37 protein-coding genes are annotated in these 25620 nt (G+C 59.6%); 30 read left to right on the forward strand and 7 right to left on the reverse strand.

From position 1 onward, the window contains the following. Nucleotides 1–426 precede the first annotated feature (426 nt). The 28 genes from rpsJ (at nt 427) to IP76_RS10235 (ending at nt 16195) form a co-directional block, all read left to right on the forward strand. The gene (gene rpsJ, locus IP76_RS10100) at nt 427–735 is read left to right on the forward strand and encodes a 30S ribosomal protein S10 (protein ID WP_006728688.1); all 309 of its coding nucleotides are present in this window, start codon (nt 427–429) and stop codon (nt 733–735) included. Nucleotides 736–907: 172 nt separating this feature from the next. Continuing rightward, on the forward strand, nt 908–1546 hold the full coding sequence (gene rplC, locus IP76_RS10105; RefSeq protein WP_006728687.1) for a 50S ribosomal protein L3: 639 nt from the start codon (nt 908–910) through the stop codon (nt 1544–1546). A gap of 13 nt (nt 1547–1559) precedes the next feature. Then, nucleotides 1560–2180 (forward strand): 50S ribosomal protein L4, encoded by a 621-nt coding sequence (rplD, locus tag IP76_RS10110; RefSeq protein ID WP_054158099.1) that lies wholly within the window; start codon nt 1560–1562, stop codon nt 2178–2180. After that, nucleotides 2177–2470 carry a 50S ribosomal protein L23 gene (locus IP76_RS10115; RefSeq protein ID WP_054158100.1) on the forward strand — a complete coding sequence of 98 codons (294 nt, stop codon included), beginning with the start codon at nt 2177–2179 and terminating at the stop codon, nt 2468–2470. Before rplD ends, IP76_RS10115 begins: the two co-directional genes overlap by 4 nt. 17 nt (nt 2471–2487) lie before the next feature. Continuing rightward, a complete protein-coding gene (gene rplB / locus IP76_RS10120; protein ID WP_054158101.1) occupies nt 2488–3324 on the forward strand; it encodes a 50S ribosomal protein L2 in 837 nt (278 codons plus the stop codon). Nucleotides 3325–3339: 15 nt separating this feature from the next. Next, entirely contained in the window at nt 3340–3618 is a 279-nt protein-coding gene (rpsS, locus tag IP76_RS10125) for a 30S ribosomal protein S19 (protein ID WP_054158102.1), read from the forward strand. Between the two features lie 2 nt (nt 3619–3620). Further along, the gene (rplV, locus tag IP76_RS10130) at nt 3621–4013 is read left to right on the forward strand and encodes a 50S ribosomal protein L22 (RefSeq protein ID WP_054158103.1); all 393 of its coding nucleotides are present in this window, start codon (nt 3621–3623) and stop codon (nt 4011–4013) included. Beyond that, nucleotides 4013–4744, forward strand: a complete 732-nt coding sequence (gene rpsC / locus IP76_RS10135) for a 30S ribosomal protein S3 (RefSeq protein ID WP_054158104.1) — start codon at nt 4013–4015, stop codon at nt 4742–4744. Before rplV ends, rpsC begins: the two co-directional genes overlap by 1 nt. 39 nt (nt 4745–4783) lie before the next feature. Then, entirely contained in the window at nt 4784–5197 is a 414-nt protein-coding gene (rplP, locus tag IP76_RS10140) for a 50S ribosomal protein L16 (protein ID WP_054158105.1), read from the forward strand. Nucleotides 5198–5208: 11 nt separating this feature from the next. Beyond that, complete coding sequence (rpmC, locus tag IP76_RS10145) at nt 5209–5409, forward strand: 50S ribosomal protein L29 (protein WP_028735898.1); 201 nt, start codon at nt 5209–5211, stop codon at nt 5407–5409. Nucleotides 5410–5421: 12 nt separating this feature from the next. Then, nucleotides 5422–5658 carry a 30S ribosomal protein S17 gene (gene rpsQ, locus IP76_RS10150; protein ID WP_054158106.1) on the forward strand — a complete coding sequence of 79 codons (237 nt, stop codon included), beginning with the start codon at nt 5422–5424 and terminating at the stop codon, nt 5656–5658. Between the two features lie 229 nt (nt 5659–5887). Beyond that, nucleotides 5888–6256: a 50S ribosomal protein L14 gene (rplN, locus tag IP76_RS10155; protein ID WP_006728677.1), complete on the forward strand. Its 369-nt coding sequence runs from the start codon at nt 5888–5890 to the stop codon at nt 6254–6256. A gap of 15 nt (nt 6257–6271) precedes the next feature. Next, nucleotides 6272–6580, forward strand: coding sequence for a 50S ribosomal protein L24 (gene rplX, locus IP76_RS10160; RefSeq protein ID WP_054158107.1), 309 nt, complete (start codon nt 6272–6274; stop codon nt 6578–6580). Then, a complete protein-coding gene (gene rplE, locus IP76_RS10165; protein WP_054158108.1) occupies nt 6573–7130 on the forward strand; it encodes a 50S ribosomal protein L5 in 558 nt (185 codons plus the stop codon). Before rplX ends, rplE begins: the two co-directional genes overlap by 8 nt. 33 nt (nt 7131–7163) lie before the next feature. After that, nucleotides 7164–7469 carry a 30S ribosomal protein S14 gene (gene rpsN / locus IP76_RS10170; protein ID WP_054150971.1) on the forward strand — a complete coding sequence of 102 codons (306 nt, stop codon included), beginning with the start codon at nt 7164–7166 and terminating at the stop codon, nt 7467–7469. Between the two features lie 12 nt (nt 7470–7481). Beyond that, a complete protein-coding gene (gene rpsH / locus IP76_RS10175) occupies nt 7482–7880 on the forward strand; it encodes a 30S ribosomal protein S8 (RefSeq protein ID WP_054158109.1) in 399 nt (132 codons plus the stop codon). Between the two features lie 44 nt (nt 7881–7924). After that, on the forward strand, nt 7925–8458 hold the full coding sequence (gene rplF / locus IP76_RS10180) for a 50S ribosomal protein L6 (RefSeq protein WP_054158110.1): 534 nt from the start codon (nt 7925–7927) through the stop codon (nt 8456–8458). Between the two features lie 12 nt (nt 8459–8470). Beyond that, a complete protein-coding gene (gene rplR / locus IP76_RS10185) occupies nt 8471–8833 on the forward strand; it encodes a 50S ribosomal protein L18 (protein WP_054158111.1) in 363 nt (120 codons plus the stop codon). A 140-nt stretch (nt 8834–8973) separates the two neighbouring features. Next, the gene (rpsE, locus tag IP76_RS10190) at nt 8974–9543 is read left to right on the forward strand and encodes a 30S ribosomal protein S5 (RefSeq protein ID WP_054158112.1); all 570 of its coding nucleotides are present in this window, start codon (nt 8974–8976) and stop codon (nt 9541–9543) included. 14 nt (nt 9544–9557) lie between these two features. Then, entirely contained in the window at nt 9558–9767 is a 210-nt protein-coding gene (rpmD, locus tag IP76_RS10195; RefSeq protein WP_054158113.1) for a 50S ribosomal protein L30, read from the forward strand. Between the two features lie 16 nt (nt 9768–9783). Beyond that, complete coding sequence (gene rplO / locus IP76_RS10200; protein WP_054158114.1) at nt 9784–10269, forward strand: 50S ribosomal protein L15; 486 nt, start codon at nt 9784–9786, stop codon at nt 10267–10269. A gap of 238 nt (nt 10270–10507) precedes the next feature. Further along, the gene (gene secY / locus IP76_RS10205; protein ID WP_054158115.1) at nt 10508–11848 is read left to right on the forward strand and encodes a preprotein translocase subunit SecY; all 1341 of its coding nucleotides are present in this window, start codon (nt 10508–10510) and stop codon (nt 11846–11848) included. Continuing rightward, nucleotides 11845–12429 carry an adenylate kinase gene (locus IP76_RS10210; protein ID WP_054158116.1) on the forward strand — a complete coding sequence of 195 codons (585 nt, stop codon included), beginning with the start codon at nt 11845–11847 and terminating at the stop codon, nt 12427–12429. Before secY ends, IP76_RS10210 begins: the two co-directional genes overlap by 4 nt. Before the next feature lie 247 nt (nt 12430–12676). Then, complete coding sequence (gene rpsM, locus IP76_RS10215; RefSeq protein WP_054158117.1) at nt 12677–13045, forward strand: 30S ribosomal protein S13; 369 nt, start codon at nt 12677–12679, stop codon at nt 13043–13045. A 129-nt stretch (nt 13046–13174) separates the two neighbouring features. Further along, nucleotides 13175–13564: a 30S ribosomal protein S11 gene (gene rpsK / locus IP76_RS10220; protein ID WP_015915761.1), complete on the forward strand. Its 390-nt coding sequence runs from the start codon at nt 13175–13177 to the stop codon at nt 13562–13564. Between the two features lie 101 nt (nt 13565–13665). After that, nucleotides 13666–14676, forward strand: a complete 1011-nt coding sequence (locus IP76_RS10225; protein ID WP_054158118.1) for a DNA-directed RNA polymerase subunit alpha — start codon at nt 13666–13668, stop codon at nt 14674–14676. Between the two features lie 116 nt (nt 14677–14792). Then, entirely contained in the window at nt 14793–15215 is a 423-nt protein-coding gene (gene rplQ / locus IP76_RS10230) for a 50S ribosomal protein L17 (RefSeq protein WP_054158119.1), read from the forward strand. 401 nt (nt 15216–15616) lie between these two features. After that, complete coding sequence (locus IP76_RS10235) at nt 15617–16195, forward strand: DoxX family protein (protein ID WP_054158120.1); 579 nt, start codon at nt 15617–15619, stop codon at nt 16193–16195. Nucleotides 16196–16244: 49 nt separating this feature from the next. Here the strand turns inward: IP76_RS10235 and IP76_RS10240 are convergent, their stop codons facing one another. The 3 genes from IP76_RS10240 to IP76_RS10250 form a co-directional block, all read right to left on the reverse strand. After that, complete coding sequence (locus IP76_RS10240; protein WP_054158121.1) at nt 16245–17558, reverse strand: RNA polymerase sigma factor; 1314 nt, start codon at nt 17556–17558, stop codon at nt 16245–16247. A 63-nt stretch (nt 17559–17621) separates the two neighbouring features. Next, complete coding sequence (locus IP76_RS10245; RefSeq protein WP_054158122.1) at nt 17622–18059, reverse strand: YciI family protein; 438 nt, start codon at nt 18057–18059, stop codon at nt 17622–17624. A 95-nt stretch (nt 18060–18154) separates the two neighbouring features. Then, a complete protein-coding gene (locus IP76_RS10250; RefSeq protein WP_082352484.1) occupies nt 18155–18592 on the reverse strand; it encodes a DUF2809 domain-containing protein in 438 nt (145 codons plus the stop codon). An 82-nt stretch (nt 18593–18674) separates the two neighbouring features. Between IP76_RS10250 and IP76_RS10255 the strand changes: the two genes are divergently transcribed. Then, on the forward strand, nt 18675–19550 hold the full coding sequence (locus IP76_RS10255) for a DUF817 domain-containing protein (RefSeq protein WP_054158136.1): 876 nt from the start codon (nt 18675–18677) through the stop codon (nt 19548–19550). Between the two features lie 32 nt (nt 19551–19582). On the opposite strand, the gene IP76_RS10260 is transcribed toward IP76_RS10255, so the two are convergent. The 4 genes from IP76_RS10260 to IP76_RS10275 form a co-directional block, all read right to left on the reverse strand. Further along, nucleotides 19583–20953 carry a diguanylate cyclase gene (locus IP76_RS10260; protein ID WP_082352485.1) on the reverse strand — a complete coding sequence of 457 codons (1371 nt, stop codon included), beginning with the start codon at nt 20951–20953 and terminating at the stop codon, nt 19583–19585. Nucleotides 20954–21125: 172 nt separating this feature from the next. Next, on the reverse strand, nt 21126–21767 hold the full coding sequence (gene msrQ / locus IP76_RS10265; protein ID WP_054158124.1) for a protein-methionine-sulfoxide reductase heme-binding subunit MsrQ: 642 nt from the start codon (nt 21765–21767) through the stop codon (nt 21126–21128). Then, entirely contained in the window at nt 21767–22717 is a 951-nt protein-coding gene (gene msrP, locus IP76_RS10270; RefSeq protein WP_054158125.1) for a protein-methionine-sulfoxide reductase catalytic subunit MsrP, read from the reverse strand. Before msrP ends, msrQ begins: the two co-directional genes overlap by 1 nt. Nucleotides 22718–22861: 144 nt before the next feature. Beyond that, a complete protein-coding gene (locus IP76_RS10275) occupies nt 22862–23479 on the reverse strand; it encodes a thermonuclease family protein (protein WP_245281435.1) in 618 nt (205 codons plus the stop codon). A gap of 224 nt (nt 23480–23703) precedes the next feature. Here IP76_RS10275 and ilvD point away from each other — a divergent pair, with 224 nt between their 5' ends. Beyond that, nucleotides 23704–25539, forward strand: coding sequence for a dihydroxy-acid dehydratase (gene ilvD, locus IP76_RS10280; RefSeq protein WP_054158126.1), 1836 nt, complete (start codon nt 23704–23706; stop codon nt 25537–25539). Nucleotides 25540–25620: the final 81 nt, after the last annotated feature.

The raw sequence follows: 25620 nt of genomic DNA on the forward strand, positions 1-25620 counted from the left end.
GAAGGCGGCCGTACCGTCGGCGCCGGCATCGTCGCTTCGATCGTCGAGTAATCGATTGGGCAAGGCGGCCTCGGGCTTCGGTCCGAGGCCGCTTTCCGTTTTCTCCGGTCTTCTGGCGCAAGCCAGGCATGCCGGACGCGCACACGTCGCCATTTCGTCCTGACGGGCGGATTGACGGAAGGCCGATTGCGGTGTATGTCGCCGGCCACGATAGGAATCAGCGGGCGTTGCGCCAACTGATTCAGGCGCTGCAGTTTACAAGGCCTGGTGACGGGTCACGTTGGGCAGGGCTCCTCATGACTAGAAAGAGTGACAGGGCGCCCCTTTGGCAGTCCTGTGATTTTTGAAAATTTGGGGCCGGCCAGTCATGGTAATTCACTGTCTCTGCGTATGCGGGACGCACGATAAGAAACAAGGACAAGTCGAATGAACGGCCAGAATATCCGCATCCGCCTCAAGGCGTTTGATCACCGGGTTCTCGATGCCTCTACGCGCGAGATCGTCTCGACCGCAAAGCGCACTGGCGCTAGCGTTCGTGGCCCGGTTCCGCTCCCGACCCGCATCGAAAAATTTACCGTCAACCGTTCTCCCCACGTCGACAAGAAGAGCCGCGAACAGTTCGAAATGCGCACACACAAGCGCCTTCTCGACATCGTGGACCCGACTCCGCAGACGGTTGACGCGCTGATGAAGCTCGACCTGGCTGCTGGCGTGGACGTCGAGATCAAGCTCTAAAATGGAATTCCGGCGAGAGCCGAAATAACAAGGAAGGTACGTGGCAAGACCTGCCAACGACTTCTCGAAACGGGAAACCCGAAGGTTCGGAAGGGCCGGAGTGGAATCCTTAAACAAAGAGGAAAGGCCTGGATCACTTTTCCCGGCCGCGACTCTCAAGAGGAATGAACCAATGCGTTCAGGTGTGATTGCACAGAAAGTGGGAATGACCCGCGTCTATAACGACGCCGGCGAACATATCCCGGTAACAGTTCTGCGTCTGGATAACGTACAGGTCGTCGCGCAGCGTACGGCCGACAAGAACGGCTACGTGGCTCTTCAGCTCGGTGCCGGTACGTCGAAGGTCAAGAACACGTCGAAGGGCCTTCGTGGTCACTTCGCCGCAGCGAGCGTTGAGCCCAAGGCCAAGCTCGTCGAATTCCGCGTCTCCGAAGACAACCTTATCGATGTCGGCGCGCAGCTGACCGCGAGCCATTTTGAAGCCGGCCAGCTGGTCGACGTCACGGGCACGACGATCGGTAAGGGTTTTGCCGGTGCGATGAAGCGCCACAACTTCGGTGGTCTCCGCGCGACCCACGGTGTGTCCGTTTCGCACCGTTCGCATGGTTCGACTGGTTCGAACCAGGATCCGGGCAAGGTCTGGAAGGGCAAGCGCATGGCTGGTCACATGGGCCAGACTCGCGTCACCACCCAGAACCTCGAAGTCGTTTCGACCGATGAAGATCGTGGTCTTATCCTTGTGAAGGGCGCCGTTCCCGGTTCCAAGGGTTCCTGGATCATCGTCCGCGACGCCGTGAAGTCGGCGAAGTAAGGGAGCCAAGGACATGGAATTTAACGTCAAGACCCTCGAGGGCAAGGAAGCCGGCAAGGTTTCTCTGTCTGACGAAATCTTCGGCCTCGACCCGCGCGAAGACCTGATCGCCCGCATGATCCGCTGGCAGCTGGCCAAGAAGCGCCAGGGCACGCACAAGACCAAGGGCCGCGCGGAAGTCTCGCGCACCGGTTCGAAGATGTACAAGCAGAAGGGCACCGGTCGTGCTCGTCACCATTCGGCCCGCGCTCCGCAGTTCCGCGGCGGTGGTAAGGCTCATGGCCCGGTTGTTCGCAGCCACGCCCATGACCTGCCGAAGAAGGTTCGTGCGCTCGCTCTGCGCCACGCCCTGTCTGCCAAGATGAAGTCGGAAGACGTGATCATCGTCGACAACCTGGTGGCTGCTGAAGCCAAGACCAAGCTGCTCGTCGGTACGTTCGCGACGCTCGGCCTCACCAATGCTCTCGTCATCGGCGGTGCCGAAATCGACAGCAACTTCAAGCTCGCCGCCTCGAACATCCCGAACATCGATGTTCTGCCAGTTCAGGGCATCAACGTTTACGACATCCTGCGCCGTGGCAAGCTCGTGCTTTCCAAGGCTGCTGTGGAAGCTCTGGAGGAGCGGTTCAAATGACTGATCTTCGCCACTACGACGTGATCGTATCTCCTTCGATCACGGAAAAGTCGACCATGGTGTCCGAGTACAACCAGGTCGTCTTCAATGTCGCCAAGGGCGCTAGCAAGCCGGAAATCAAGGCTGCTGTCGAAGCTCTCTTCGGCGTCAAGGTCACGGCCGTCAACACGCTCGTCCGCAAGGGCAAGACCAAGCGTTTCCGCGGCTTCGCCGGTAAGCAGAAAGACGTCAAGAAGGCCGTCGTGACGCTTGCCGAAGGTCAGTCCATCGACGTGTCGACGGGCGTCTGAGGTAGGGAACAAGAACAATGGCATTGAAAAGCTTCAACCCGACCACGCCGAGCCAGCGTCAGCTCGTCATCGTCGACCGTTCTGGCCTCCACAAGGGCAAGCCGGTCAAGGCGCTGACGGAAGGTCTGTCCAAGAGCGGCGGTCGTAACAACCTCGGTCGCATCACCGCCCGCTTCATCGGCGGTGGTCATAAGCGCACCTATCGTCTGGTGGACTTCAAGCGTCGCAAGTTCGACGTAGAGGGCACTGTCGAGCGCCTGGAATACGACCCGAACCGTTCGGCATTCATCGCTCTCGTGACCTACACGGACGGCGAGCAGGCCTACATCCTGGCCCCGCAGCGTCTCGCTGCTGGCGACAAGGTGATCGCATCTGACAAGGCAGTTGACGTAAAGCCCGGCAACACCATGCCGCTGCAGTCGATCCCGGTCGGCTCCATCATCCACAACGTGGAAATGAAGCCGGGCAAGGGCGGTCAGATCGCTCGCTCTGCAGGCACCTACGTACAGCTGGTCGGCCGCGATGCCGGCATGGCAATCCTGCGCCTGAACTCTGGCGAACAGCGCCTGGTTCCGGGCTCCTGCCTCGCCACCATTGGCGCCGTATCCAACCCGGACCACGGCAACACCAATGACGGTAAGGCTGGTCGTACCCGTTGGCGCGGCAAGACCCCGCATAACCGCGGTGTTGTCATGAACCCGGTCGACCACCCGCACGGTGGTGGTGAAGGCCGCACATCCGGTGGTCGTCACCCGGTTTCCCCTTGGGGCAAGCCGACCAAGGGCAAGCGTACACGTTCGAACAAGTCGACCGACAAGTTCATCATGCGCTCGCGCCACCTGAAGAAGAAGTAAGAGAGGTAGTCAGAAATGGCTCGTTCAGTATGGAAAGGCCCGTTCGTTGACGGCTATCTTCTCAAGAAGGCTGAGAAGGTTCGTGAAGGCGGTCGTAGCGAAGTGATCAAGATGTGGAGCCGTCGCTCCACCATCCTGCCGCAGTTCGTCGGTCTCACCTTTGGTGTCTACAACGGCAGCAAGCACATCCCGGTCAACGTCAACGAAGACATGGTCGGTCACAAGTTCGGTGAATTCGCTCCCACACGGACCTATTACGGTCACGGTGCGGACAAAAAGGCGAAGAGGAAGTAACCATGGGCAAGGCAAAAGCCGAACGTCGGCTGAAGGACAACGAAGCGCAGGCGGTTGCCCGCACGATCCGCGTCAGCCCGCAGAAGCTGAACCTGGTTGCCGCGATGATCCGCGGCAAGAAGGTTGAGCGCGCTCTCGCTGATCTGGAATTCTCCCGCAAGCGCATCGCCGGCACGGTCAAGAAGACCCTCGAGTCCGCAATCGCCAACGCCGAGAACAACCATGACCTCGACGTCGACCAGCTGGTCGTCGCCGAAGCTTATGTCGGCAAGTCGATCACCATGAAGCGTTTCCACGCTCGTGGCCGCGGTCGCGCATCGCGCATCGAGAAGGCATTCTCGCACCTCACCATCGTGGTGCGCGAAGTTGAAGCCGTCACTGGGGAGGCCGCATAATGGGTCAGAAAATTAATCCAATCGGTTTCCGCCTCGGCATCAACCGCACTTGGGATAGCCGTTGGTTCGCCGACAACGCCGAATACGGCAAGCTGCTGCATGAAGACCTGAAGATCCGCAAGTATCTGATGGACGAACTGAAGCAGGCCGGTATTGCCAAGGTCGTCATCGAGCGTCCGCACAAGAAGTGCCGCGTCACGATCCACTCGGCTCGTCCGGGTCTGATCATCGGCAAGAAGGGTGCAGACATCGAGAAGCTTCGCAAGAAGATCTCGTCGATGACCAACTCGGAAACGCACCTCAACATCGTTGAAGTGCGCAAGCCGGAAATCGATGCGACCCTGGTCGCTCAGTCGATTACCCAGCAGCTCGAGCGTCGTATTGCATTCCGTCGCGCCATGAAGCGCGCCGTTCAGTCGGCCATGCGTCTCGGTGCCGAAGGCATCAAGATCACCTGCGCTGGCCGTCTCGGCGGTGCTGAAATCGCGCGTACCGAATGGTACCGCGAAGGCCGCGTGCCGCTCCACACCCTTCGCGCAGACATCGACTACGGGACGTCTGAAGCCTCGACTGCCTATGGCATCTGCGGCGTGAAGGTCTGGATCTTCAAGGGCGAAATCCTTGAACACGATCCGATGGCCTCCGAGCGTCGTGCGCTCGAGGGCGATGCCCAGGGTCCGGCAAGCCGTGAACGCGGCGATCGTGGCGACCGTCGCCGCGAGAACGCTTGATTGAACGCTGGCGAAAGATAAGCTCGGAGAAGTAAGAAAATGTTGCAGCCAAAGCGTACAAAGTACCGCAAGCAGTTCAAGGGCCGCATCAAGGGCGTCGCCAAGGGCGGTTTTGATCTGGCATTCGGTGAATACGGCCTCAAGGCTCTGGAACCGAACCGTGTGAACGCGCGCGAAATCGAAGCAGCCCGTCGTGCGATCACACGCTACATGAAGCGTGCTGGTCGTGTGTGGATCCGCGTATTCCCTGACGTTCCGGTCACTGCCAAGCCCACGGAAGTCCGTATGGGTAAGGGTAAGGGTTCGGTCGAATACTGGGCATGCAAGGTCAAGCCCGGTCGTATCATGTTCGAGATCGACGGCGTTTCGGAAGAGATCGCACGCGAGGCTCTTCGCCTCGGTTCTGCAAAGCTCTCGGTCACGACGCGCTTCGTACAGCGCATTGCAGAGTGAGGATCAAGTCGATGAAAGCCGCAGACGTACGCGCCATGAGCGCCGACCAGCTGAACGACGAACTTGCCAAGCTGAAGAAGGAGCAGTTCAACCTGCGCTTCCAGAAGGCCACTGGCCAGCTCGAGAAGTCTTCCCGGATTCAGGAAGTCCGTCGTGATATCGCACGCGTAAAAACCATTGCCCGCCAGAAGGCGGCAGAAGCCAAGGCCTAAGGACCGAAGAATATGCCGAAACGCATTCTGCAGGGCGTAGTTGTCAGCGACAAGAACGACAAGACCGTCGTTGTTCGCGTTGAGCGTCGATTCGCCCACCCACTGCTTCAGAAGACCGTTCGTCGGTCGAAGAAGTACAAGGCACATGACGAAAACAACCAGTTCAAGACCGGTGACGTAGTTTCCATCCAGGAATGCGCCCCGATCTCCAAGGACAAGTGCTGGACGGTTATCACCGCCCAGGCTTAATTTACGGAGTTTCTGCGCGGGGGCTTGCACCTCGCGCAGAAATCTGTATGAAGCAGGCCACTGGCTGAGAACGCCCCGAAGCGGGCGTTCTTTTGCTTTGAGCGCACGGAAGGTCCCATATGGGAAACCACCCTGTATTTATCTTCCCGCGCACAACAGAAATTTATCATAAGCCCGAATAGGGGGCCTCGGCCCAACCGTTCGGGTTGCAACAAGAAGGCGACCTGACATGATTCAGATGCAGACTAACCTCGACGTGGCGGATAATTCCGGCGCACGTCGTGTCATGTGCATCAAGGTGCTGGGCGGCTCCAAGCGCAAGTACGCTTCGATTGGCGACATCATTGTCGTTTCGATCAAGGAAGCGATCCCGCGCGGCCGCGTCAAGAAGGGTGACGTGATGAAGGCGGTTGTTGTTCGTACCGCCAAGGACATCCGTCGCGCCGACGGCAGCGTCATTCGATTCGACAACAACGCAGCCGTTCTGATCGACAACAAGAAAGAGCCCATCGGCACCCGTATCTTCGGACCGGTTCCGCGCGAACTTCGCGCCAAGAACCACATGAAGATCATCTCGCTGGCTCCGGAAGTACTGTAAGGGGAGCGACGAGCGATGAACAAGATCCGTAAGGGCGACAAGGTCGTCATTCTCGCTGGCAAGGACAAGGGCCGTTCAGGCGAAGTCCTCCAGGTCATGCCGAAGGAAGACCGTGCGGTCGTCCGTGGCATCAACGTTGTGAAGCGCCACCAGCGCCAGACGCAGAACCAGGAAGCCGGCATCATCACCAAGGAAGCTCCGATCCATCTGTCGAATCTCGCGATCGCAGACAAGGACGGCAAGCCGACCCGCGTCGGTTTCGCAGTCGTTGACGGCAAGAAGGTTCGTGTGGCCAAGCGTTCGGGAGAAGTGATCGATGGCTGAGTCCAAGTACGAGCCGCGGCTCAAGGTTGAATACGTAAACCGTATTCGCAAGGCGATGCAGGAGCAGTTCTCCTTCGCCAACGAAATGATGATCCCGAAGCTGGATAAGATCGTGATCAACATGGGCGTGGGTGAGGCGACAGCCGACTCCAAGAAGCCCACGGTTGCAGCTGCCGATCTCGCAGCGATTGCTGGCCAGAAGCCGGTTATCACGCGGGCTCGCAATTCCATCGCGGGCTTCAAGGTCCGTGAAGACATGCCGATCGGCGCAAAGGTTACCCTGCGCGGCGCCCGGATGTACGAGTTCCTGGATCGCCTGGTCAACATCGCGCTTCCGCGCGTTCGCGACTTCCGCGGCCTGAACCCGAAGTCCTTCGACGGCCGTGGCAACTTCGCCATGGGCATCAAGGAGCACATTGTGTTCCCGGAGATCAACTACGATAAGGTTGATCAGATGTGGGGCATGGACATCATCGTTTGCACGACGGCGACCAACGACGACGAAGCTCGGGCTCTTCTTAAAGAGTTCAACTTCCCGTTCCGTCAGTAACCGTAACGACGAGCGTAGAAGAGGAACTTCCATATGGCGAAGACAAGCGCAGTTGAAAAGAACAAGCGCCGCCGCAAGATCGTCGCGAACCAGGCCGCAAAGCGCGCCGGGCTCAAGGCCATCATCATGAACCAGTCCCTTTCGATTGAAGAGCGGTTCAAGGCAACCCTGAAGCTGGCAGAACTGCCGCGTGACGGCTCGAAGACCCGTATTCGCAACCGTTGCGAAGTCACTGGTCGCCCGCGCGCTTTCTACCGCAAGCTCGGTATGTCGCGTATCGCACTTCGTGAGCTTGGCAACACCGGCAAGGTGCCGGGCGTTGTGAAGTCCAGCTGGTAAGGAGACGGTAACATGACGATGACTGATCCGTTGGGCGATATGCTCACCCGTATCCGGAATGGTGCTGCTCGCCGCAAGAGCTCTGTCTCCACTCCGGCCTCCAAGCTCCGTGCCCGCGTTCTCGACGTCCTGCAGGCTGAAGGCTACATCCGTGGCTACAGCCAGGTCGACTATGACAACGGCAAGTCCGAGATCACGATTGAACTGAAGTACTACGAAGGTGCTTCGGTCATTCGCGAAATCGGCCGTGTCTCCAAGCCGGGCCGCCGAGTTTATGTCTCGGTTAAGTCCATCCCGCAGGTCGCGAACGGCCTCGGCATCACCATCCTTTCGACTCCGAAGGGTGTGATGGCCGATCACCAGGCTCGCGAACAGAACGTTGGTGGTGAGGTTCTCTGCTCGGTCTTCTAAGATCGAACAGGGGAACTCCATAGCGAACAGACAGGATAAAAACTATGTCTCGTATCGGTAAGAAGCCCGTTCCGGTTCCGGCTGGTGTGACTGCCACAGTCGAAGGCCAGAAGGTCTCGGTAAAGGGTCCGAAGGGTGAACTTTTCTTCGTCGCGAATGACGAAATCTCCGTCAAGCTGGAGGACAACTTTGTTGTCGTCCTGCCGACAAACAACTCGAAGGATGCACGGTCGAAGTGGGGCATGTCCCGCACGATGGTCGAAAACATCCTGAAGGGTGTGAAGGACGGTTACGAGCGCAAGCTCGAAATCAACGGCGTTGGTTACCGCGCGTCGCTGCAGGGCACAAACCTGCAGCTGGCACTCGGCTTCAGCCATGACGTCGTCTACCAGCCGCCGGCTGGCATCACCATTGCTGTTCCGAAGCCGACCGAAATCATCGTGTCCGGCATCAACAAGCAGCAGGTTGGCCAGGTGGCAGCTGAGATCCGCGAATATCGCGGTCCCGAGCCTTACAAGGGCAAGGGCGTCAAGTATGCCGAAGAGCGGATCGTCCGCAAAGAAGGCAAGAAGAAGTAAGGATCGCGCGAAATGGCAAGCAGAAAAGAAGCACTTGTTCGCCGTGCGAACCGCGTACGGCGTCAGATCAAGGCGGTGGCAAATGGCCGTCCGCGTCTGTCGGTACATCGCTCTTCGAAGAACATCTACGCCCAGGTCATCGACGACGTGGCTGGCAAGACCCTTGCCGCTGCTTCGACGCTCGATGGCGGCCTGAAGGCCTCGCTCAAGACCGGCGCCGACATTGCAGCAGCTGCTGCCGTTGGCAAGCTGGTGGCCGAGCGTGCTGTCAAGGCTGGCGTTCAGGAAGTCGTCTTCGATCGCGGCGCCTTCATCTATCACGGCCGCATCAAGGCACTCGCCGAAGCGGCTCGCGAAGGTGGTCTGACCTTCTGATTAGAATTTCCACCCGGGCTTGCGTCCGGGTGGATTTCCGGCTTTAAGCCGGTTCCACCGGATTCCACCATGTTCGAGAGGGCAGGGTGGAACTTTCGTAATCTGCCGATTGCACCCGGAAAAGAAAAAGGAAAAGGACAATGGCACAAGAAAAGCGTGGTTCGCGCGATGATCGCCAGAACCGTGAAGAACGCGATAGCGAGTTTGTCGACAAGCTGGTCGCCATCAACCGCGTCGCTAAGGTCGTCAAGGGCGGCCGTCGTTTCGGCTTCGCAGCCCTCGTCGTCGTCGGCGACCAGAAGGGTCGCGTAGGCTTCGGCCATGGCAAGGCACGTGAAGTGCCGGAAGCGATCCGCAAGGCAACTGAAGCTGCCAAGCGCGAACTGATTTTCGTTCCCCTGCGTGACGGCCGTACGCTGCATCACGACGTCCACGGTCGCCACGGCGCCGGCAAGGTGCTTCTGCGTTCGGCCAAGGCCGGTACCGGTATCATCGCTGGTGGTCCGATGCGCGCCGTATTCGAGACGCTCGGCATGTCGGACGTCGTCGCCAAGTCGACCGGTTCGTCGAACCCGTACAACATGGTTCGCGCAACGTTCGACGCCCTGAAGCATCAGGTGCACCCGAAGGACGTCGCAGCTCAGCGTGGCCTCAAGTACGCCACGCTTCAGGCTCGCCGCGCCGCTTCCGGCAACGCGTCTGAAGAATAAGAGGAGTCTGATCCATGGCCAAGGCTACGAAGAAGACTGAAGCAAAGACGGTCACGATCGAACAGATCGGCTCGCCTATTCGCCGTCCGGCTGTCCAGCGCGCAACGCTGGTTGGTCTGGGCCTCAACAAGATGCACCGGGTCCGCACCCTGGAAGATACGCCTTCCGTTCGTGGCATGATCCGTGCTGTCCAGCATCTCGTTCGCGTCGTCGACGAGAAGTGAGACGGGGGAAGTCATCATGAAACTGAATGAAATCAAAGACAACGACGGCGCTTCCAAGAGCCGCATCCGCGTAGGTCGCGGTATCGGTTCTGGCAAGGGCAAGACCGGTGGTCGCGGCGTTAAGGGTCAGAAGGCGCGCTCGGGCGTTGCCATCAACGGCTTCGAAGGCGGCCAGATGCCGATCTATCGTCGCCTGCCGAAGCGCGGCTTCAACAACATCTTCGCGTCGGAATACGTCACCGTTTCGGTTGGCCGTATTCAGACGGCGATCGATGCTGGCAAGCTCGACGCCTCCAAGACGGTTGATGCTGCAGCACTCAAGGCTGCTGGCGTGATCCGTCGCCTCAAGGACGGCGTGCGCATCCTGTCGGGTGGCGAACTGAAGGCCAAGATTTCGGTCGAAGTCGCAGGCGCCTCCAAGGTTGCTCTCGAGAAGATCGAGAAGGCCGGCGGTTCCGCCAAGTTGCTCGCAGTAGCAGCAACCGCAGAAGCCTCTGAATAAATGAAGATCAATCGCCCGGGGTGCTTCACACCGGGCGATTTTGCTCCCATATGTGAGCCTCACGAGCCCAGGACGGAATTGACGTCGTTTCGTCTTCCGGGTCATCTGGAAAACTAAGGTGTGAGGCATGCGGTTGCCCGGCAACTTCTCCCGCGCCCGGTTTTCTTAAAAAAAGTTTGAACGAAGAGCCTCCGGCCCGTGCCATGCGCGTTGCCGGTCATGGTTTGCGGAGAATTCAATGGCTTCTGCAGCGGAACAACTGGCCTCGAACCTGAACTTCTCGACTTTCGCCAAGGCGGAAGATCTGAAGAAGCGTCTGTGGTTCACTCTGGCCGCATTGCTGGTCTATCGCCTCGGCACGCATATTCCGCTGCCTGGCCTCAATCCGGAAGCCTATGCGGCTGCCTTCCAGGGGCAGTCCGGCGGCATTCTCGGCCTGTTCAACATGTTTGCCGGTGGCGCCGTCGAGCGCATGGCGATCTTCGCGCTGGGCATCATGCCCTACATTTCCGCGTCGATCATCGTGCAGCTGATGACGTCAGTCGTTCCTGCTCTCGAGCAGTTGAAGAAGGAAGGCGAACAGGGCCGCAAGATCATCAACCAGTACACCCGCTATGGCACGGTGCTCCTCGGTGCCCTTCAGGCCTATGGCATTGCTGTCGGTCTTGAAAGCGGGCAGGGGATTGTCGCCGACCCGGGCATCTTCTTCCGCGTGTCCACGGTTCTGACCCTGCTGGGTGGCACCATGTTCCTGATGTGGCTCGGTGAACAGATCACCTCGCGCGGCATCGGTAACGGCATCTCGCTGATCATCTTCGCGGGCATTGCAGCTGGTCTCCCGACCGCCGTTGCTCACACGCTCGACCTCGGCCGCACCGGCGCCCTGTCGACAGTGCTGATTCTCACAGTCATCGTGGTTGCGATTGCCGTCATCGCTCTGATAGTCTTCGTTGAGCGCGCTCAGCGTCGCCTTCTGATCCAGTATCCGAAGCGCCAGGTTGGCAACCGCATGTTCCAGGGCGACACCTCGCACCTGCCGCTGAAGCTCAACACGGCCGGCGTTATTCCGGCAATCTTCGCTTCGTCGCTGCTGCTTCTGCCGGCAACTGCTGCTGGTTTTGCCGGAACGGCACAGCTGCCGGCTTGGGCGACGGGAATCATTGCGTCGCTCAGCCACGGTCAGCCGGTCTACATGCTGCTGTACGGTCTGCTGATTGCGTTCTTCGCCTTCTTCTACACCGCGATCGTCTTCAACCCGAAGGATACGGCCGACAATCTGAAGAAGCATGGCGGCTTTATCCCGGGCATCCGTCCTGGTGACCGCACCGCTGAATACATCGACTACGTCCTGACGCGCATCACGGCTATCGGCGCTCTTTACCTCGTCGTTGTCTGCATCCTTCCGGAATTCCTCATCGCACGCACCGGTATCCCATTAGCACTTGGTGGTACGTCGCTTTTGATTGTTGTCAGCGTCACCCTCGATACTGTAGCACAGATTCAAGGTCATCTGATTGCTCAGCAATATGAGGGTCTGATCAAGAAGTCGAAGCTGCGTGGAGGAAAGAGGGGACGATGAGAATCATATTTTTGGGGCCGCCGGGCGCGGGTAAGGGGACCCAGGCCAAGCGTCTGACGGACAAGTACGGTATCCCGCAGCTGTCGACAGGCGACATGCTTCGTGCGGCTGTTACCGCCGGCACGGACATTGGCAAGCGCGCCAAGGAAGTCATGGATGCCGGTGGGCTTGTGTCCGACGACATCGTCAACCAGATCGTCTCCGAGCGTATCCAGGAAGCGGATTGCTCCAAGGGCTTCATCCTCGATGGTTATCCGCGCACGGTGCCCCAGGCACGTGCGCTGGCCGAAAACATGAAGGCCAGCAATCTGGTTCTTGATGCGGTCATCGAACTCAAGGTTGATGAGGAAGCGCTGATTCGCCGTATCGAGAATCGCGTCGCCGAAACCATTGCGGCCGGCGGCACTGTTCGCTCCGACGACAATCCGGAATCCTTCCGCAAGCGCCTGACCGAGTACCGTGAAAAGACGGCACCTCTGTCGGAATACTATGCCGGCGAAGGCCAGCTGGTTGTCCTCGACGGTATGGCCGAGATGGACACGGTCTCCGAAGAGATCTCCCGGGTGCTGGAAAAGGCCTGAGAATGCGGCGGTCCGGAAGGGCTTGCCACCAAGAATCTTCGCGGGGCCGGTTGCTTTTGGCGACCGATTCCGCTAAAGACCGCGCCAACTCGCGATATTTGAGCGATCGGCGCGTTCTTCCAAAGCGTTGGAAGACCGGGTTCGATCGTTTTGACATGTTGAGAACCCGATTTGTAATTGCGGCTCATCTGGGCCGTGTAACGAGACACCACTTGCCGGATGGCAACTGGAAGCAAGGAGAATAGGCGTGGCACGTATCGCTGGCGTCAACATCCCGACTGCGAAGCGCGTTATCATTGCGCTGACCTATATTCACGGGATCGGCCCGAAGTTCGCATCGGAAATCATGGAAAAGGTCGGTCTTCCGGCTGAAAAGCGCGTTCACCAGTTGACCGACGCTGAAATCCTGTCAATCCGCGAAACCATCGACCGCGACTACCAGGTCGAAGGCGACCTGCGTCGCGACACTTCGATGAACATCAAGCGTCTGATGGACCTCGGCTGCTACCGTGGCCTGCGCCACCGTCGCGGTCTGCCGGTCCGCGGTCAGCGCACGCACACCAACGCCCGCACCCGCAAGGGTCCGGCGAAGGCGATCGCTGGTAAGAAGAAGTAATTTTTCGAGGCAGTTTGAATTAGGCAGTCGGCGGCAGGGTTTCCTGTTGCAGGCTGCCTAAATTCCGTTGCCTCGATTGGTGTAGCCGCTGGCATTACGGCGGTGCTTAGATCAACTGAAAGGAAGACCATGGCCAAGGAAGCCACACGCGTCCGCCGTCGCGAACGCAAAAATATCTCGTCGGGCGTTGCTCACGTCAACTCGACCTTCAACAACACGATGATCACCATCACCGACGCACAGGGCAATGCTATTGCCTGGTCGTCCGCTGGTGCCAAGGGCTTCAAGGGTTCGCGCAAGTCGACCCCGTTTGCGGCTCAGATCGCTGCTGAAGACTGCGCCAAGAAGGCTCAGGAACACGGCATGAAGTCGCTGGAAGTTGAGGTCTGCGGTCCGGGTTCGGGTCGTGAATCTGCTCTGCGCGCCCTTCAGGCTGCCGGCTTCATGATCACGTCCATCCGCGACGTGACCCCGATCCCGCACAATGGCTGCCGTCCGCGCAAGAAGCGTCGCGTCTAATCATTCTTCGTTTTGCCGGTGGGATGCTGAATGCATCCTCCCGGTGCTTCTCACATTCGGCCGTCACGATTGAATGGTGACGGCGGGCGGAAGGTAAAATCATGATTCAGAAGAATTGGCAGGAACTGATCAAGCCGAACAAGGTGGAGTTCTCCTCCTCCGGCCGCACGAAGGCGACCCTCGTCGCCGAGCCGCTCGAGCGGGGCTTCGGCTTGACGCTCGGTAACGCTCTGCGTCGCGTCCTTCTGTCGTCGCTTCGCGGTGCAGCTGTTACGGCTGTCCAGATCGACGGCGTTCTGCACGAGTTCTCGTCGATCCCGGGCGTTCGTGAAGATGTCACCGACATCGTCCTGAACATCAAGGAAATCGCCATCAAGATGGACGGCGACGATGCCAAGCGCATGGTCGTTCGCAAGCAGGGTCCGGGCGTTGTGACCGCCGGTGACATTCAGACTGTTGGCGACATCGAGATCTTGAACCCCGACCACGTGATCTGCACGCTCGACGAGGGCGCAGAGATCCGTATGGAGTTCACGGTCAACAACGGCAAGGGTTACGTCCCGGCTGAGCGCAACCGCGCAGAAGACGCTCCGATTGGTCTCATTCCGGTCGACAGCCTCTACTCGCCGGTGAAGAAGGTCTCTTACAAGGTTGAGAACACCCGCGAAGGTCAGGTTCTTGACTATGACAAGCTGCTGATGACCATCGAAACTGATGGCTCTGTCACCGGTGAAGATGCAGTCGCTTTCGCCGCTCGCATCCTGCAGGACCAGCTCGGCGTCTTCGTCAATTTCGACGAGCCGCAGAAGGAAGTCGAAGAAGAGTCGGTCACCGAACTGGCCTTCAACCCGGCGCTCCTGAAGAAGGTCGACGAACTCGAATTGTCTGTCCGCTCGGCAAACTGCCTGAAGAACGACAACATCGTGTACATCGGCGATCTGATCCAGAAGACCGAGGCAGAAATGCTGCGCACGCCGAACTTCGGCCGCAAGTCGCTGAACGAAATCAAGGAAGTTCTCGCTTCCATGGGCCTGCACCTCGGTATGGAAGTACCGGCATGGCCGCCCGAGAACATCGAAGATCTCGCGAAGCGTTACGAAGACCAGTATTAATAACAGTGAAGGCAGCCTCTAAATCTGCCTTTCCCCGTCAAACTGCGAGCGAATGCTCGTATGTGTCAGGAAACGGCAGCCTCTGAGACAGAGCCTGCACTTAAAGGAGAATAGCCATGCGCCACCAGAAAGCCGGCCGCAAGCTGAACCGTACCGCCAGCCACCGTAAGGCGATGTTCGCCAACATGGCGGCTTCGCTCATCCTGCATGAGCAGATCGTGACCACCCTGCCGAAGGCGAAGGAAATTCGCCCGATCGTCGAAAAGCTCGTCACCCTCGGCAAGCGCGGCGACCTGCATGCTCGCCGTCAGGCGATCTCGCAGATCCGCGACGTGGCTGTCGTTGCCAAGCTGTTCGACGCCATCGCATCGCGTTACGCCACCCGCAACGGCGGCTACCTGCGCATCATGAAGGCCGGTTTCCGCCAGGGCGACAATGCTGCCATGGCTGTCATCGAGTTCGTTGAGCGCGACGTCGATGCCAAGGGCGCAGCCGACAAGGCTCGCGTTGCCGCTGAAGCCGAAGCTGAAGCTGCGTAAGTTTCCTCCCGCAAGGGAAGGATGAAAAAAAGCCGGGTGAGCGATCACCCGGCTTTCTTGTTGTGTGAAGGTGGGCTTGTTGAACAGAGAGAATGACGGGATCAACCGCGATGTCTGCTTCTACCCGGACAATGCCGCCTTCAAATCCTGGTAAGTAAAAGCTGCATGTTGCCGGGTAGAAGCCTGAGGACGTGTAGACGAATGTCAGTCTGCGGTCGGCAAGGTGGATGTTCGTCAGTTTCATTGCCTGCAGCCAATTCCATGATGTGGACGTCACGAGATCACAAACAGTTGAACAGAAGCTTCGGCTTCGCAGCAATTTGTTGATGTGCATCAAGTGCCGGCACGGTGAGGGCGGTAATCTCTTGGCATCGGATTAACGATGTTAGTGAGGTTTCCAAATGGTTGACGCATCCATTTTCAATAACGACAAGTCGCATCTTATTATCCCACCACTTTCCGGTTTTTACGACCGGGTCGCCCAACCGTTGGCGTGGAGCATCTTTCGGCTCGCGGTCGGTGGCATGCTGGTCGTCGAAGGCTGGCCCAAGATCATGGCGCCCCTTGCGCAGGTCGGCTTCGTCGAAAAGCTTGGCTTCTATCCCGGTTGGCTCTGGTCGCCAACACTGGCGATCATGCAGGTCTTCGGCGGTCTGCTGATTGCGCTGGGCCTCTTCACCCGGCCGGCTGCACTGGCAAATGGCGTTATGCTCGCAATTACCATCTACTTCCATCTGGCAAATCCATATGGCGATGCATTTCTCACGCAAGCCGGCATCGATGCGCTGAAGGCGGGAAGTGATTTCTTCACGCCACAGGCTGCCGCACGCCTTGCCGATGGTGGCCACACATTCCTGCATCTGGTGCAGAGCAAGGCCGAACTCGCTTCGCTCTTCTGGACAGGCGGTGCCTTCCTTTTTGCGGCCTTTGGCGGCGGTTACTTCTCGCTCGATCGGGTGCTGTTCAAGAAGCAGTTCTGATTTCAAAGAAATCACCAGACACCCGGCCCTCAGGGCCGGGTGTTTGCGTTCAACCTTGTGGGGGAACCCGGCAGTCTTCAGCCCGGCGAAGCAGGAAACGCCGCTCGGTCGCATTGCCGCTGAGCACCACTGCCTGCTCGAATGCCTGCTTGGCTTTCTCCAACTGCCTGAGGCGGAAGAGAAAGTCTCCCCGAGCCGCATGATAGGGCGGATATTCCGCCATGGTGGGCTCGTCTTCCAAAGCGGCAAGAAGCGCCAGGCCGACCTCTGGACCGAACGCCATGGCATGCGCGACGGCCCGGTTGAGCGCGATGACGGGCGAGACGACCTGCTCGAAGAGCCGATCGTAAAGGCTGGCGATCAACCCCCAGTCCGTGTCCGTGAAATGGGCAGCCCGGGCATGGACCGCTGCCAACTGCGCCTGCAGGGCATAAACACCGTCATCGCCACCAAGCTTCGAGATCGTGTCGAGGCCAGACAGCCCGCGCTGGATCAGGAGCCGATCCCAAAGCCTTCTTTTCTGCTGTTCGAGCGTCATCGCCTCACCGTCGGGGCCGACACGGGCGGGAAGCCGCGAGGCCTGAAGCTCCATCAGAGACAGCAGTCCGTGCACCTCCACCTCCATCGGGGCGAGACTGGTCAGGATGCGGCCGAGCCGCATGGCTTCCTGGCAGAGTTGCGGTCGGATCAGGTCGTCACCGGCGCTGGCAGCGTAGCCCTCGGTGAAGATGAGGTAGACAACCTCCAGCACCGTCGCCAGCCTGCGGTCGCGCTCAGCCCCATCGGGGACTTCGAAGGCTATTCCCGCCTCGCGCAAAATCTTTTTCGCCCGGACGATCCGCTGCGCCACGGTGGTTTCACGCGTCAGAAACGCGCGGGCTATTTCGCCGGTTTCGAGCCCGCCAACAACTTTGAGGGTGAGGGCGACCTGCTGATCCCGGCTAAGCAGCGGATGGCAGGCGATAAACATCAGCGAGAGACGCTCGTCGCCGATCTCGTCATCGAGTGACGCTTCGAGAACCGCTTGCTGCATAGCGAAGTCGCCCATGCTCCCGGTTTCGATTTCATGCTGCAATGTCGGCTGCTGGCGTTCCATCATCCGGCGCCGCCGCCACTGGTCGATGGCTTTCCGTTTGGCGGTCGTCATCAACCAGGCTCCGGGATTGGGCGGGATGCCGTGTTCGGGCCAACGCGCAAGCGCTTCCACCAACGCCTCTTGCGCCAGATCTTCCGCGAGGCTGATGTCGCCCAGATATCGGGCGAGCCCGGCGATCAGCCGGGCCCTTTCGATGCGAAACAGGGTTTCGATCTCTGTGGTCGCCGTCTCCTGTCCGTCACGCACGCCAATGGCTGAGCTGTCCATCTGTCTTCGCCTCATGCGCTGGACTGCGATCGTTTGCCAAAGCCGGTCAAGAACAGGTCTGCCTCAGACCGTTCCGTTGTCACGCGATGCCAATCCTTCAGCGGCGCGGTCATGGCTCGCCTGACCTTCCGGCGTCGCGATTTCTGCGAAATCCTCCATCTCGTAGAAGGGCCGGATTTCGATTTCGCTTGGCCCGGGCATGGGGTTCGGGCAACGCTTGACCCAGGCCAATGCCTCATCCATATCCTTCACCTCCCAGATCCAGAAGCCGGCGACCAGTTCGCGTGTCTCGGCGAATGGCCCGTCGATGACGCGGCGGTTGGCCCCATCAAAGGCTACGCGCTTGCCGACCTTGGACGGTTTGAGGCCCGTGCCGGACAGCATGATGCCTGCCTTGACCAGGTCTTCGTTGAATTTGCCCATCTCCTCGAAAAGCTCGGCCGATGGCATGATGCCTTCTTCGCTATCTTCTGTCGCCTTCACCAAAACCGCTACGCGCATGTGCTCACTCCTCTGGTTGATCAGGTCGCCTTTTTGCGATCCTGCCTCCACAACGAGCGACCACAACCGATTTCGACAGGCATGGCAAAAGAAATTTATCCAGCCCGTCGCAGTGACAGCCAGTGGTCGGCGGCAGCAACCAGAAGAATACCCCCGATATAGGCGATGATATTCCATACCGAGAAGATGCGACCCAACAGCAGCGCGCCGGCAAGCGTCAGGCGGAAGGCATCGAGCCAAGGCGTGTGATAAAGGCGAAAAAGTTCGGCAAGGATCGCGATCATCATCGACAGGGCCAGTTGCGTCCTTGGTCGACCAATGAGAACAGCCGACACAAGCAGATAGACCATGACGCCCCAGAGCAGGGAGCCGCCATACTTGACCAGGCTATAGGGCAGGCCAGCCTCATATCCGGTCAGCCGGAGCGTCGCGCCAGCGACGATCACCACACCGGCCGCGCCGAGCCTTGCCAATCGTTCCCGGCTTCCATGCGCGTCAGACGTGAAAGCCCCTGATGTTTTTGCCTCTTGCATGTCGTCACTTGCCTTGATCTTGCCGATTGCCTCTCTGTATCTGCCAATGCCGGAATCGCAAGGCACTCCAGGAACTCAACAGATGACCACATGGCCCATTGGGCAACTGCCGCGGACCCTCGAAACCATCGACAGGCTCCTGATTACGCCGCCGGCCGCACCGGATCTGAGCGGATTTCCCCGTTTCGGAGCGGAGTTCCTGCTCTTCGGCATCAAGGAGGCGCGGGCCTGCCTTTTTGCCGGGCTGTTTTTCCTGTCGATCTTTCTCGTGCCGCGCGGCGGTCTCTACGGTCTGCCGCGCTACGACCTGCTGCTTGTGATTGCGCTTGCTATTCAGATCTGGATGGTCTGGGCAAAACTCGAGACGTTCGACGAGTTGAAGGCCATCTGCCTGTTCCATGTTGTCGGTTTCGCCCTGGAGGTCTTCAAGACCTCCGGTTCGATCCAGTCTTGGTCCTATCCGGATTTCGCCTATACAAAGCTGTTGGGCGTGCCGCTCTTTTCCGGCTTCATGTATGCCGCCGTCGGCAGCTATATCATCCAGGCTTGGCGACTCTTTGATCTGAGGATCCGTCACCATCCCCCATACTGGATGGCGATCCTGGTGGCCGCAGCGATTTATGCCAACTTCTTTACCCACCATTATATTGGTGACTACAGATGGTATCTCGCCGCCCTTGCAATCGGTCTTTATGCGCGGGCGACCGTGATCTTCCGGCCCTTCGATCGGGATCGCAGGATGCCGCTGATCCTTGCCTTCATACTCATCGGCTTTTTCATCTGGTTGGCGGAAAACATCTCCACCTTCTTTGCCGTCTGGCACTATCCCAACCAGATCGGCGCCTGGTCGACGGTGCATTTGGGAAAGTGGAGTTCCTGGACGCTGCTGGTGATCATGACTTTCACCATCGTCGCGTCGCTGAAACATATCCGCAAGAAGATCTACATCCCGCACTAACCGGCGAGTTGGGCGGAGGGTGCTTGCCCGCCTCACGCCATCAGCGACATTTCCGAGAAGGTCCGGTTTCGGCCCGCAGCTTTCGCCATGTAGAGGAGCTGGTCGGCGGCGTGCAGCTGGTTGTCGACGGGCTCGTTTGCCTGAATATCGGCAAGCCCGATCGACGTGGTGACGGAAATGACCGTGCCATTGCGCAGCTCGATTTTTACCGCCTCGATTGCCTTGCGAATCTGCTCGCAGAAGTCATGGGCGCTCTGCTCGTGCAGGCCACGCAGATAGACGGCGAATTCTTCGCCGCCAAGGCGGGCGGCCATATGCGGCGTACGCGTCACGGTCTTCTGCAGCGAAGCTGCCACGCAGCGCAGCGTGTCGTCGCCGGCCTCGTGACCATAGGTGTCGTTCACCTTTTTGAAGAAGTCGATGTCGAGAAGGGCGACCGCGCTCTGCAGGCCCTGCGCCTGATCTTCGCGCATCAGTCGGGCAACCACCTCGAAGAAATAGCGGCGGTTCGGCAGATTGGTCAGCTGGTCACGCTCGGCATGGTAGCGCAAACGTTTGATCTGCTTGATGGTATCGACATTGCTGTCTATTCGGCACTGAAACTCCTCGGGCAGGAGCGGTCGATAGATGAAGTCGTTGGCTCCCGCCTTGAGGAAAAGCGAACTGACGCGGCGATCGGTCGACGATGTCACGCCGATGATCCGCAATTGGGTATAGGCGGCGCTGTGGCGGATCTGCTGGACGAGTTCATAGCCGTCCATGTCCGGCATGTTGTAGTCGGTGATCAGCAGCTCGACATCCTTCTGCACGCCGAGCATGGTCAGCGCTTCGGCACCGGAACGGGCCTCCATGACATCGAAATTGTGCCGGGATAGCAGCTCCACCAGGCTTTGGCGCGCACTGCGCTGGTCGTCCACCACCAGAACCTTGATATCGGCATTGCCGAGCACCCGGGCCGCGGTCTGGACCAGGCGTCCGACGGAATCGCTTTCGTCCTTTACGCAATAGTCGAGCAACTGCATCTCGGCGTAGCGGGACTGCGCATGGGAATCATGTTTCGCGGTGTAGACGATTGCGGCGATCTCGGCTTCATCGAGCGCGCCGAGGATCTCTTCGCCCTTGGCATCCGGCAGATCGAGGCCTGTGATGGCAAAGGCGAAATGTTCGGTGAGGAACACCTTTCGCGCCTCGGTCAGTGTCTGGCAGTGGAAGACCTTCGCTGTGCAGACCTCTTCCAGACGGGTGACGATCAGATTGGCAACGGCCATCGAGTCCTCGATAAGGAGGATGTTGGTCGTCTTGATCTTGGGGGTGTCTGCGTCCGAAACAACCTTAGCCGGGGCGCCGCGCTTGGCGCTCCGGATGATCCGTTTGGGAACTTCGGCAGTGGCGGTCGCAGTCATGTGTGGGGCCGGTCTCCTCGCGGTCATGGCTGTAACCTAGGGGAACAGTCCTTAATGGCAGTTGAATGTTGGCCCCTATTGATTGGGGGCTAAGTTGTTGTCATGCCGCTTTTCTGCCCAAAATTGACCGGTTGGTGAAAATTAGTTCCGGTCGGCACTCGGCGGCATCCGATCAGGCGCGAGCAGTGGTCCTTCCGCGCCGGCGATGTTCCATCAGTTTCGGCCTGAGAAGCCGGTAGCCGAGCAGGAGAGTGACGACGCCGATGTAGAAGGCGGGCTCCGCCGTCACCACCTTTAGAGACAACGCATAGTGGAGGACGGCGACCAAAAGGATGGGGTAGGCGAGCTTGTGCAACTTGTTCCAAGTCTGGCCGAGCCTGCGGATCGACCACCGGTTCGATGTCAGCACAAGCGGGATCAGCATCAGCAACCCGGCCATACCCAGCATGATGTAGGGGCGCTTCGCCACGTCACCGATAATGGACGACATCACCATGCCCCGGTCGAGCGTGAGGTACACGGCGAAATGCGCCAGCACGTAATAGAAGGCCAAAAGGCCGAGCGCCCGCCGATAGGCGATCAGGTTGATTCCGAACAGATCCCGCAGCGGCGTAACGGCCAGGCCCAGACAGAGAAACCTGAGCGCCCAGAGGCCCAGCAGGTGTTCGAAGGCCCGCACCGGATCAGCCCCAAGACCGCCGAAAATCCCGAGATAGAAGGCGTAGAGCCCCGGCAGGAGGCCGACGATATACAAAGCCCAGATCGAGGCAGGTCGATAGCGAGCTGGAAGCGAGGGAAGGCTGAGCGTGCTCATCAGTAGAACTTCGTCAGGTCCATGCCGTCATAGAGGCTCGCCACCTCGTCGGCATAGCCGTTGAACGGCAGCGTATCGAGCCGCGCGCCGCCGAACAGGCCTTCCGCCTCGCCAATGCGCCGTTCCGTGGCCTGGGTCCAGCGTGGATGATCGACGGCCGGATTGACGTTGGCATAGAAGCCGTATTCCGACGGCTGCAGCACGTTCCAGGTCGATGGCGGCTGCTCTTCGGTGAGCGTGATCTTGACGATGGATTTGATCCCCTTGAAGCCGTATTTCCACGGCACGACGAGGCGGATCGGCGCGCCGTTCTGGTTCGGCAGCGTTTCGCCATAGAGGCCTGTTGCAAGGATCGTCAGCGGGTGGCGGGCCTCGTCGAGGCGAAGACCTTCGACATAGGGCCATTCCAGCGCCTGGAAGATTCCCGCCTGTCCCTGCATTTCCTCGGGGCGCACCAGCGTCTCGAAAGCCACGTATTTCGCTGAGCCGAGCGGTTCGACCTTGTCGAGAAGTGCCGAGAGCGGGAAGCCGATCCAGGGAATTACCATCGACCAGGCTTCGACGCAGCGCATCCGATAGACGCGCTCTTCCATGGTGATGTCTTTCATGATCGTCTCGATGTCGATCACCTGCGGCTTGGCAACGAGGCCGCCGATCTCGATTGTCCAGGGCCGTGTTTTCAGCGAGCCCGCATTGCGCGACGGGTCTTCCTTACCCGTGCCGAACTCATAGAAGTTGTTGTAGCTGGTCACATCCTCTTTCGAGGTCAGCTTGTCATCCACCTTGTAGGCGCTCGGGGCGGCCTTCAGCGGGGCTGCAAAGGCAGAAGACGAGAAGGCGGCGGCTGCCAGCGCCCCGCCGGAGGCCGCGATGAAGTCGCGACGCCCCAAATAGAGGGACTTCGACGTGATCTCACTGGAGGCGATCTTGGGCGGATGATAGACGGGCATGGGCGAGCCTCTTCGAATGATCTGACATGCGGTATGATTTAGGAGACGGCCGACAGGAGAACAGAGTTTCACCCACGAGAAAAGAAGGGCGCCGGGCACAATATCGTGTAGCGTCTTTCGACGAGCGGCCTGTAAGAAACGCCTCTATCCGGCGACAGGCGTCGTCTCGCACCAACTCAGCTTGTGGCCTTCCCACCGATGCGCAAGCCCACCCGCAATCAACCCGTCACCCACGGAGCGCCCCTCGCGCATCACGACACGCAGCTTGCGACCGTAGCGATCGACGTCACGCCGTTCGGCCCGGACAAGTGTCACCCCGCCGGAGTTCAACTCGTGCAGCAGGGCCTGCTGGGCGTCTTTTCCGAGTTGCCTCTCGCGTTCGCAAGCCGGCTGGGAAATCTCCGGCGTATTGATGTCGGAGATCCGGTATTTCTCGCCGAGATACCAGAAGGTATCGCCATCCACGACGCAATTTGTCCGTTTGCCGCTCGAACATGTCGAGAAACGCGCTTTGACCGGTTCCGGTGATGGGTCGACCGAACTGGTAATCGTCGCCGCATCGATCGTATTCGAGGGCCGGTCCGGGCCAGACAGGCCGTGTTCGGAAGCCGTTGCGGCAAGCATGACGGTAAACCCGAAGGCAATTGCCGCCGTGGCTTGGCTTCTGCTCCACCGTCCATGGCGCGGCGTTACGTGCGCCGGCACACCGCGCGGGTGTCGAAGATTTGTTTTCCCCTTCGACCGGTCCTGTTGTCTAGCCATGGTGGTCTCCTTCTTCCGAATCGTAAGGGCCGGGACTTATCCGTGGCTTAACGGGGTGACGAAAATTCGACCCGGGGCGGGTGAGGGAAGGGGCTGGCGTACCGTTTCGCGCGCCCCTGCTAGTGACAGGGCCCTGCGCATGGCTTAGATCCATGTTAAAAAGGTCACGCGAAGGCGCTTTTGGCGCGTTTCAAGCGGACCGCAATCTGCCCGAGGTGACACCCATGCCAGCTTATCGTTCGAGAACATCCACCCACGGCCGTAACATGGCCGGCGCCCGCGGCCTGTGGCGCGCAACCGGCATGACCGATGGTGATTTCGGCAAGCCGATCATCGCCGTGGTCAATTCCTTCACCCAGTTCGTGCCCGGTCACGTGCACCTGAAGGATCTCGGTCAGCTCGTTGCCCGCGAAATCGAAGCTGCCGGCGGTGTGGCCAAGGAATTCAACACGATCGCCGTCGATGACGGCATCGCCATGGGGCATGACGGCATGCTCTATTCGCTGCCGTCGCGTGAAATCATCGCCGACTCGGTCGAATACATGGTCAACGCGCACTGCGCCGATGCCATGGTCTGCATCTCCAACTGCGACAAGATCACCCCCGGCATGCTGATGGCGTCGTTGCGCCTCAACATCCCGACCGTCTTCGTCTCCGGTGGTCCGATGGAAGCCGGCAAGGTCGTGCTGAAGGGCCGTACCGTCGCGCTCGATCTGGTCGATGCCATGGTTGCCGCCGCAGACGAGAAGATGTCCGACGAGGACGTGTCCGCAATCGAAAAGGCAGCCTGTCCGACCTGCGGTTCATGCTCCGGCATGTTTACCGCAAACTCGATGAACTGCCTGACCGAAGCGCTGGGTCTGTCGCTGCCCGGCAATGGCTCGACGCTCGCCACCCATTCCGACCGCAAGCGCCTCTTCGTCGAGGCCGGTCACCTGATCGTCGATATCACCCGCCGCTACTATGAGCAGAACGACGAGAGCGTCCTGCCGCGCAATGTCGCCTCGAAGGAAGCCTTCGAAAATGCGATGGCGCTGGACATCGCCATGGGCGGCTCGACCAATACGGTTCTGCATATCCTCGCTGCCGCCCATGAAGGCGAAATCGATTTCACCATGGACGATATCGATCGCCTGTCGCGCAAGGTGCCCTGCCTCTCCAAGGTCGCGCCGGCGAAAAGCGACGTGCACATGGAAGACGTGCACCGCGCCGGCGGCATCATGCGCATCCTCGGTGAACTTGATCGCGGCGGCCTGATCAATCGTGATTGCCCGACGGTCCATGCCGAAACACTGGGCCACGCCATCGATCGCTGGGATATCACCCGCACGAACTCGGAAACCGTGCGCGAGTTCTTCAAGGCCGCGCCCGGCGGTGTTCGCACGACCCAGGCCTTCTCGCAGTCCTCGCGCTGGGATGATCTCGACACCGATGGTGAAACCGGCGTCATCCGCTCGGTCGAACATCCCTTCTCCAAGGATGGCGGTCTGGCCGTTCTCAAGGGCAATATCGCGCTCGACGGTTGCATCGTGAAGACCGCAGGCGTCGATGAATCCATCCTGAAGTTCACTGGTCCCGCCAAGGTCTATGAAAGCCAGGACGCGGCGGTAAAGGCGGTGTTGTCGAACGAAGTTGTCGCGGGCGACGTCGTCGTCATCCGCTACGAAGGCCCGAAGGGCGGCCCCGGCATGCAGGAAATGCTCTATCCGACGAGCTATCTGAAGTCGAAGGGCCTCGGCAAGGCCTGCGCACTGATCACCGACGGCCGCTTCTCCGGCGGCACATCAGGGCTCTCCATCGGCCATGTCTCCCCGGAAGCAGCGCAGGGTGGCACGATCGGACTGGTGCGCGATGGCGACACCATCGCGATCGACATTCCGAACCGCACGATCAGCCTGGTGGTCGATCCCGCCGAACTGGAACGCCGCCGCGCCGAGCAGGACGCCGCCGGCTGGAAGCCCGCTCAGCCGCGCAAGCGCAATGTCACCACGGCGCTCAAGGCCTATGCCGCCTTCGCGACATCTGCCGACAAGGGCGCCGTGCGCCAGCTGCCGGAATAAGACGAAACCAAACACCGGGAGGCGGTTGCCCGCCTCCCGTCTCTCTCTGCCCTTGAGGCAGTTGTGACCGCCAGCACGGCG

Origin of the sequence: Rhizobium sp. AAP43, from assembly GCF_001296045.1 — a bacterium.
In the GTDB taxonomy this organism is placed as follows: domain Bacteria; phylum Pseudomonadota; class Alphaproteobacteria; order Rhizobiales; family Rhizobiaceae; genus Allorhizobium.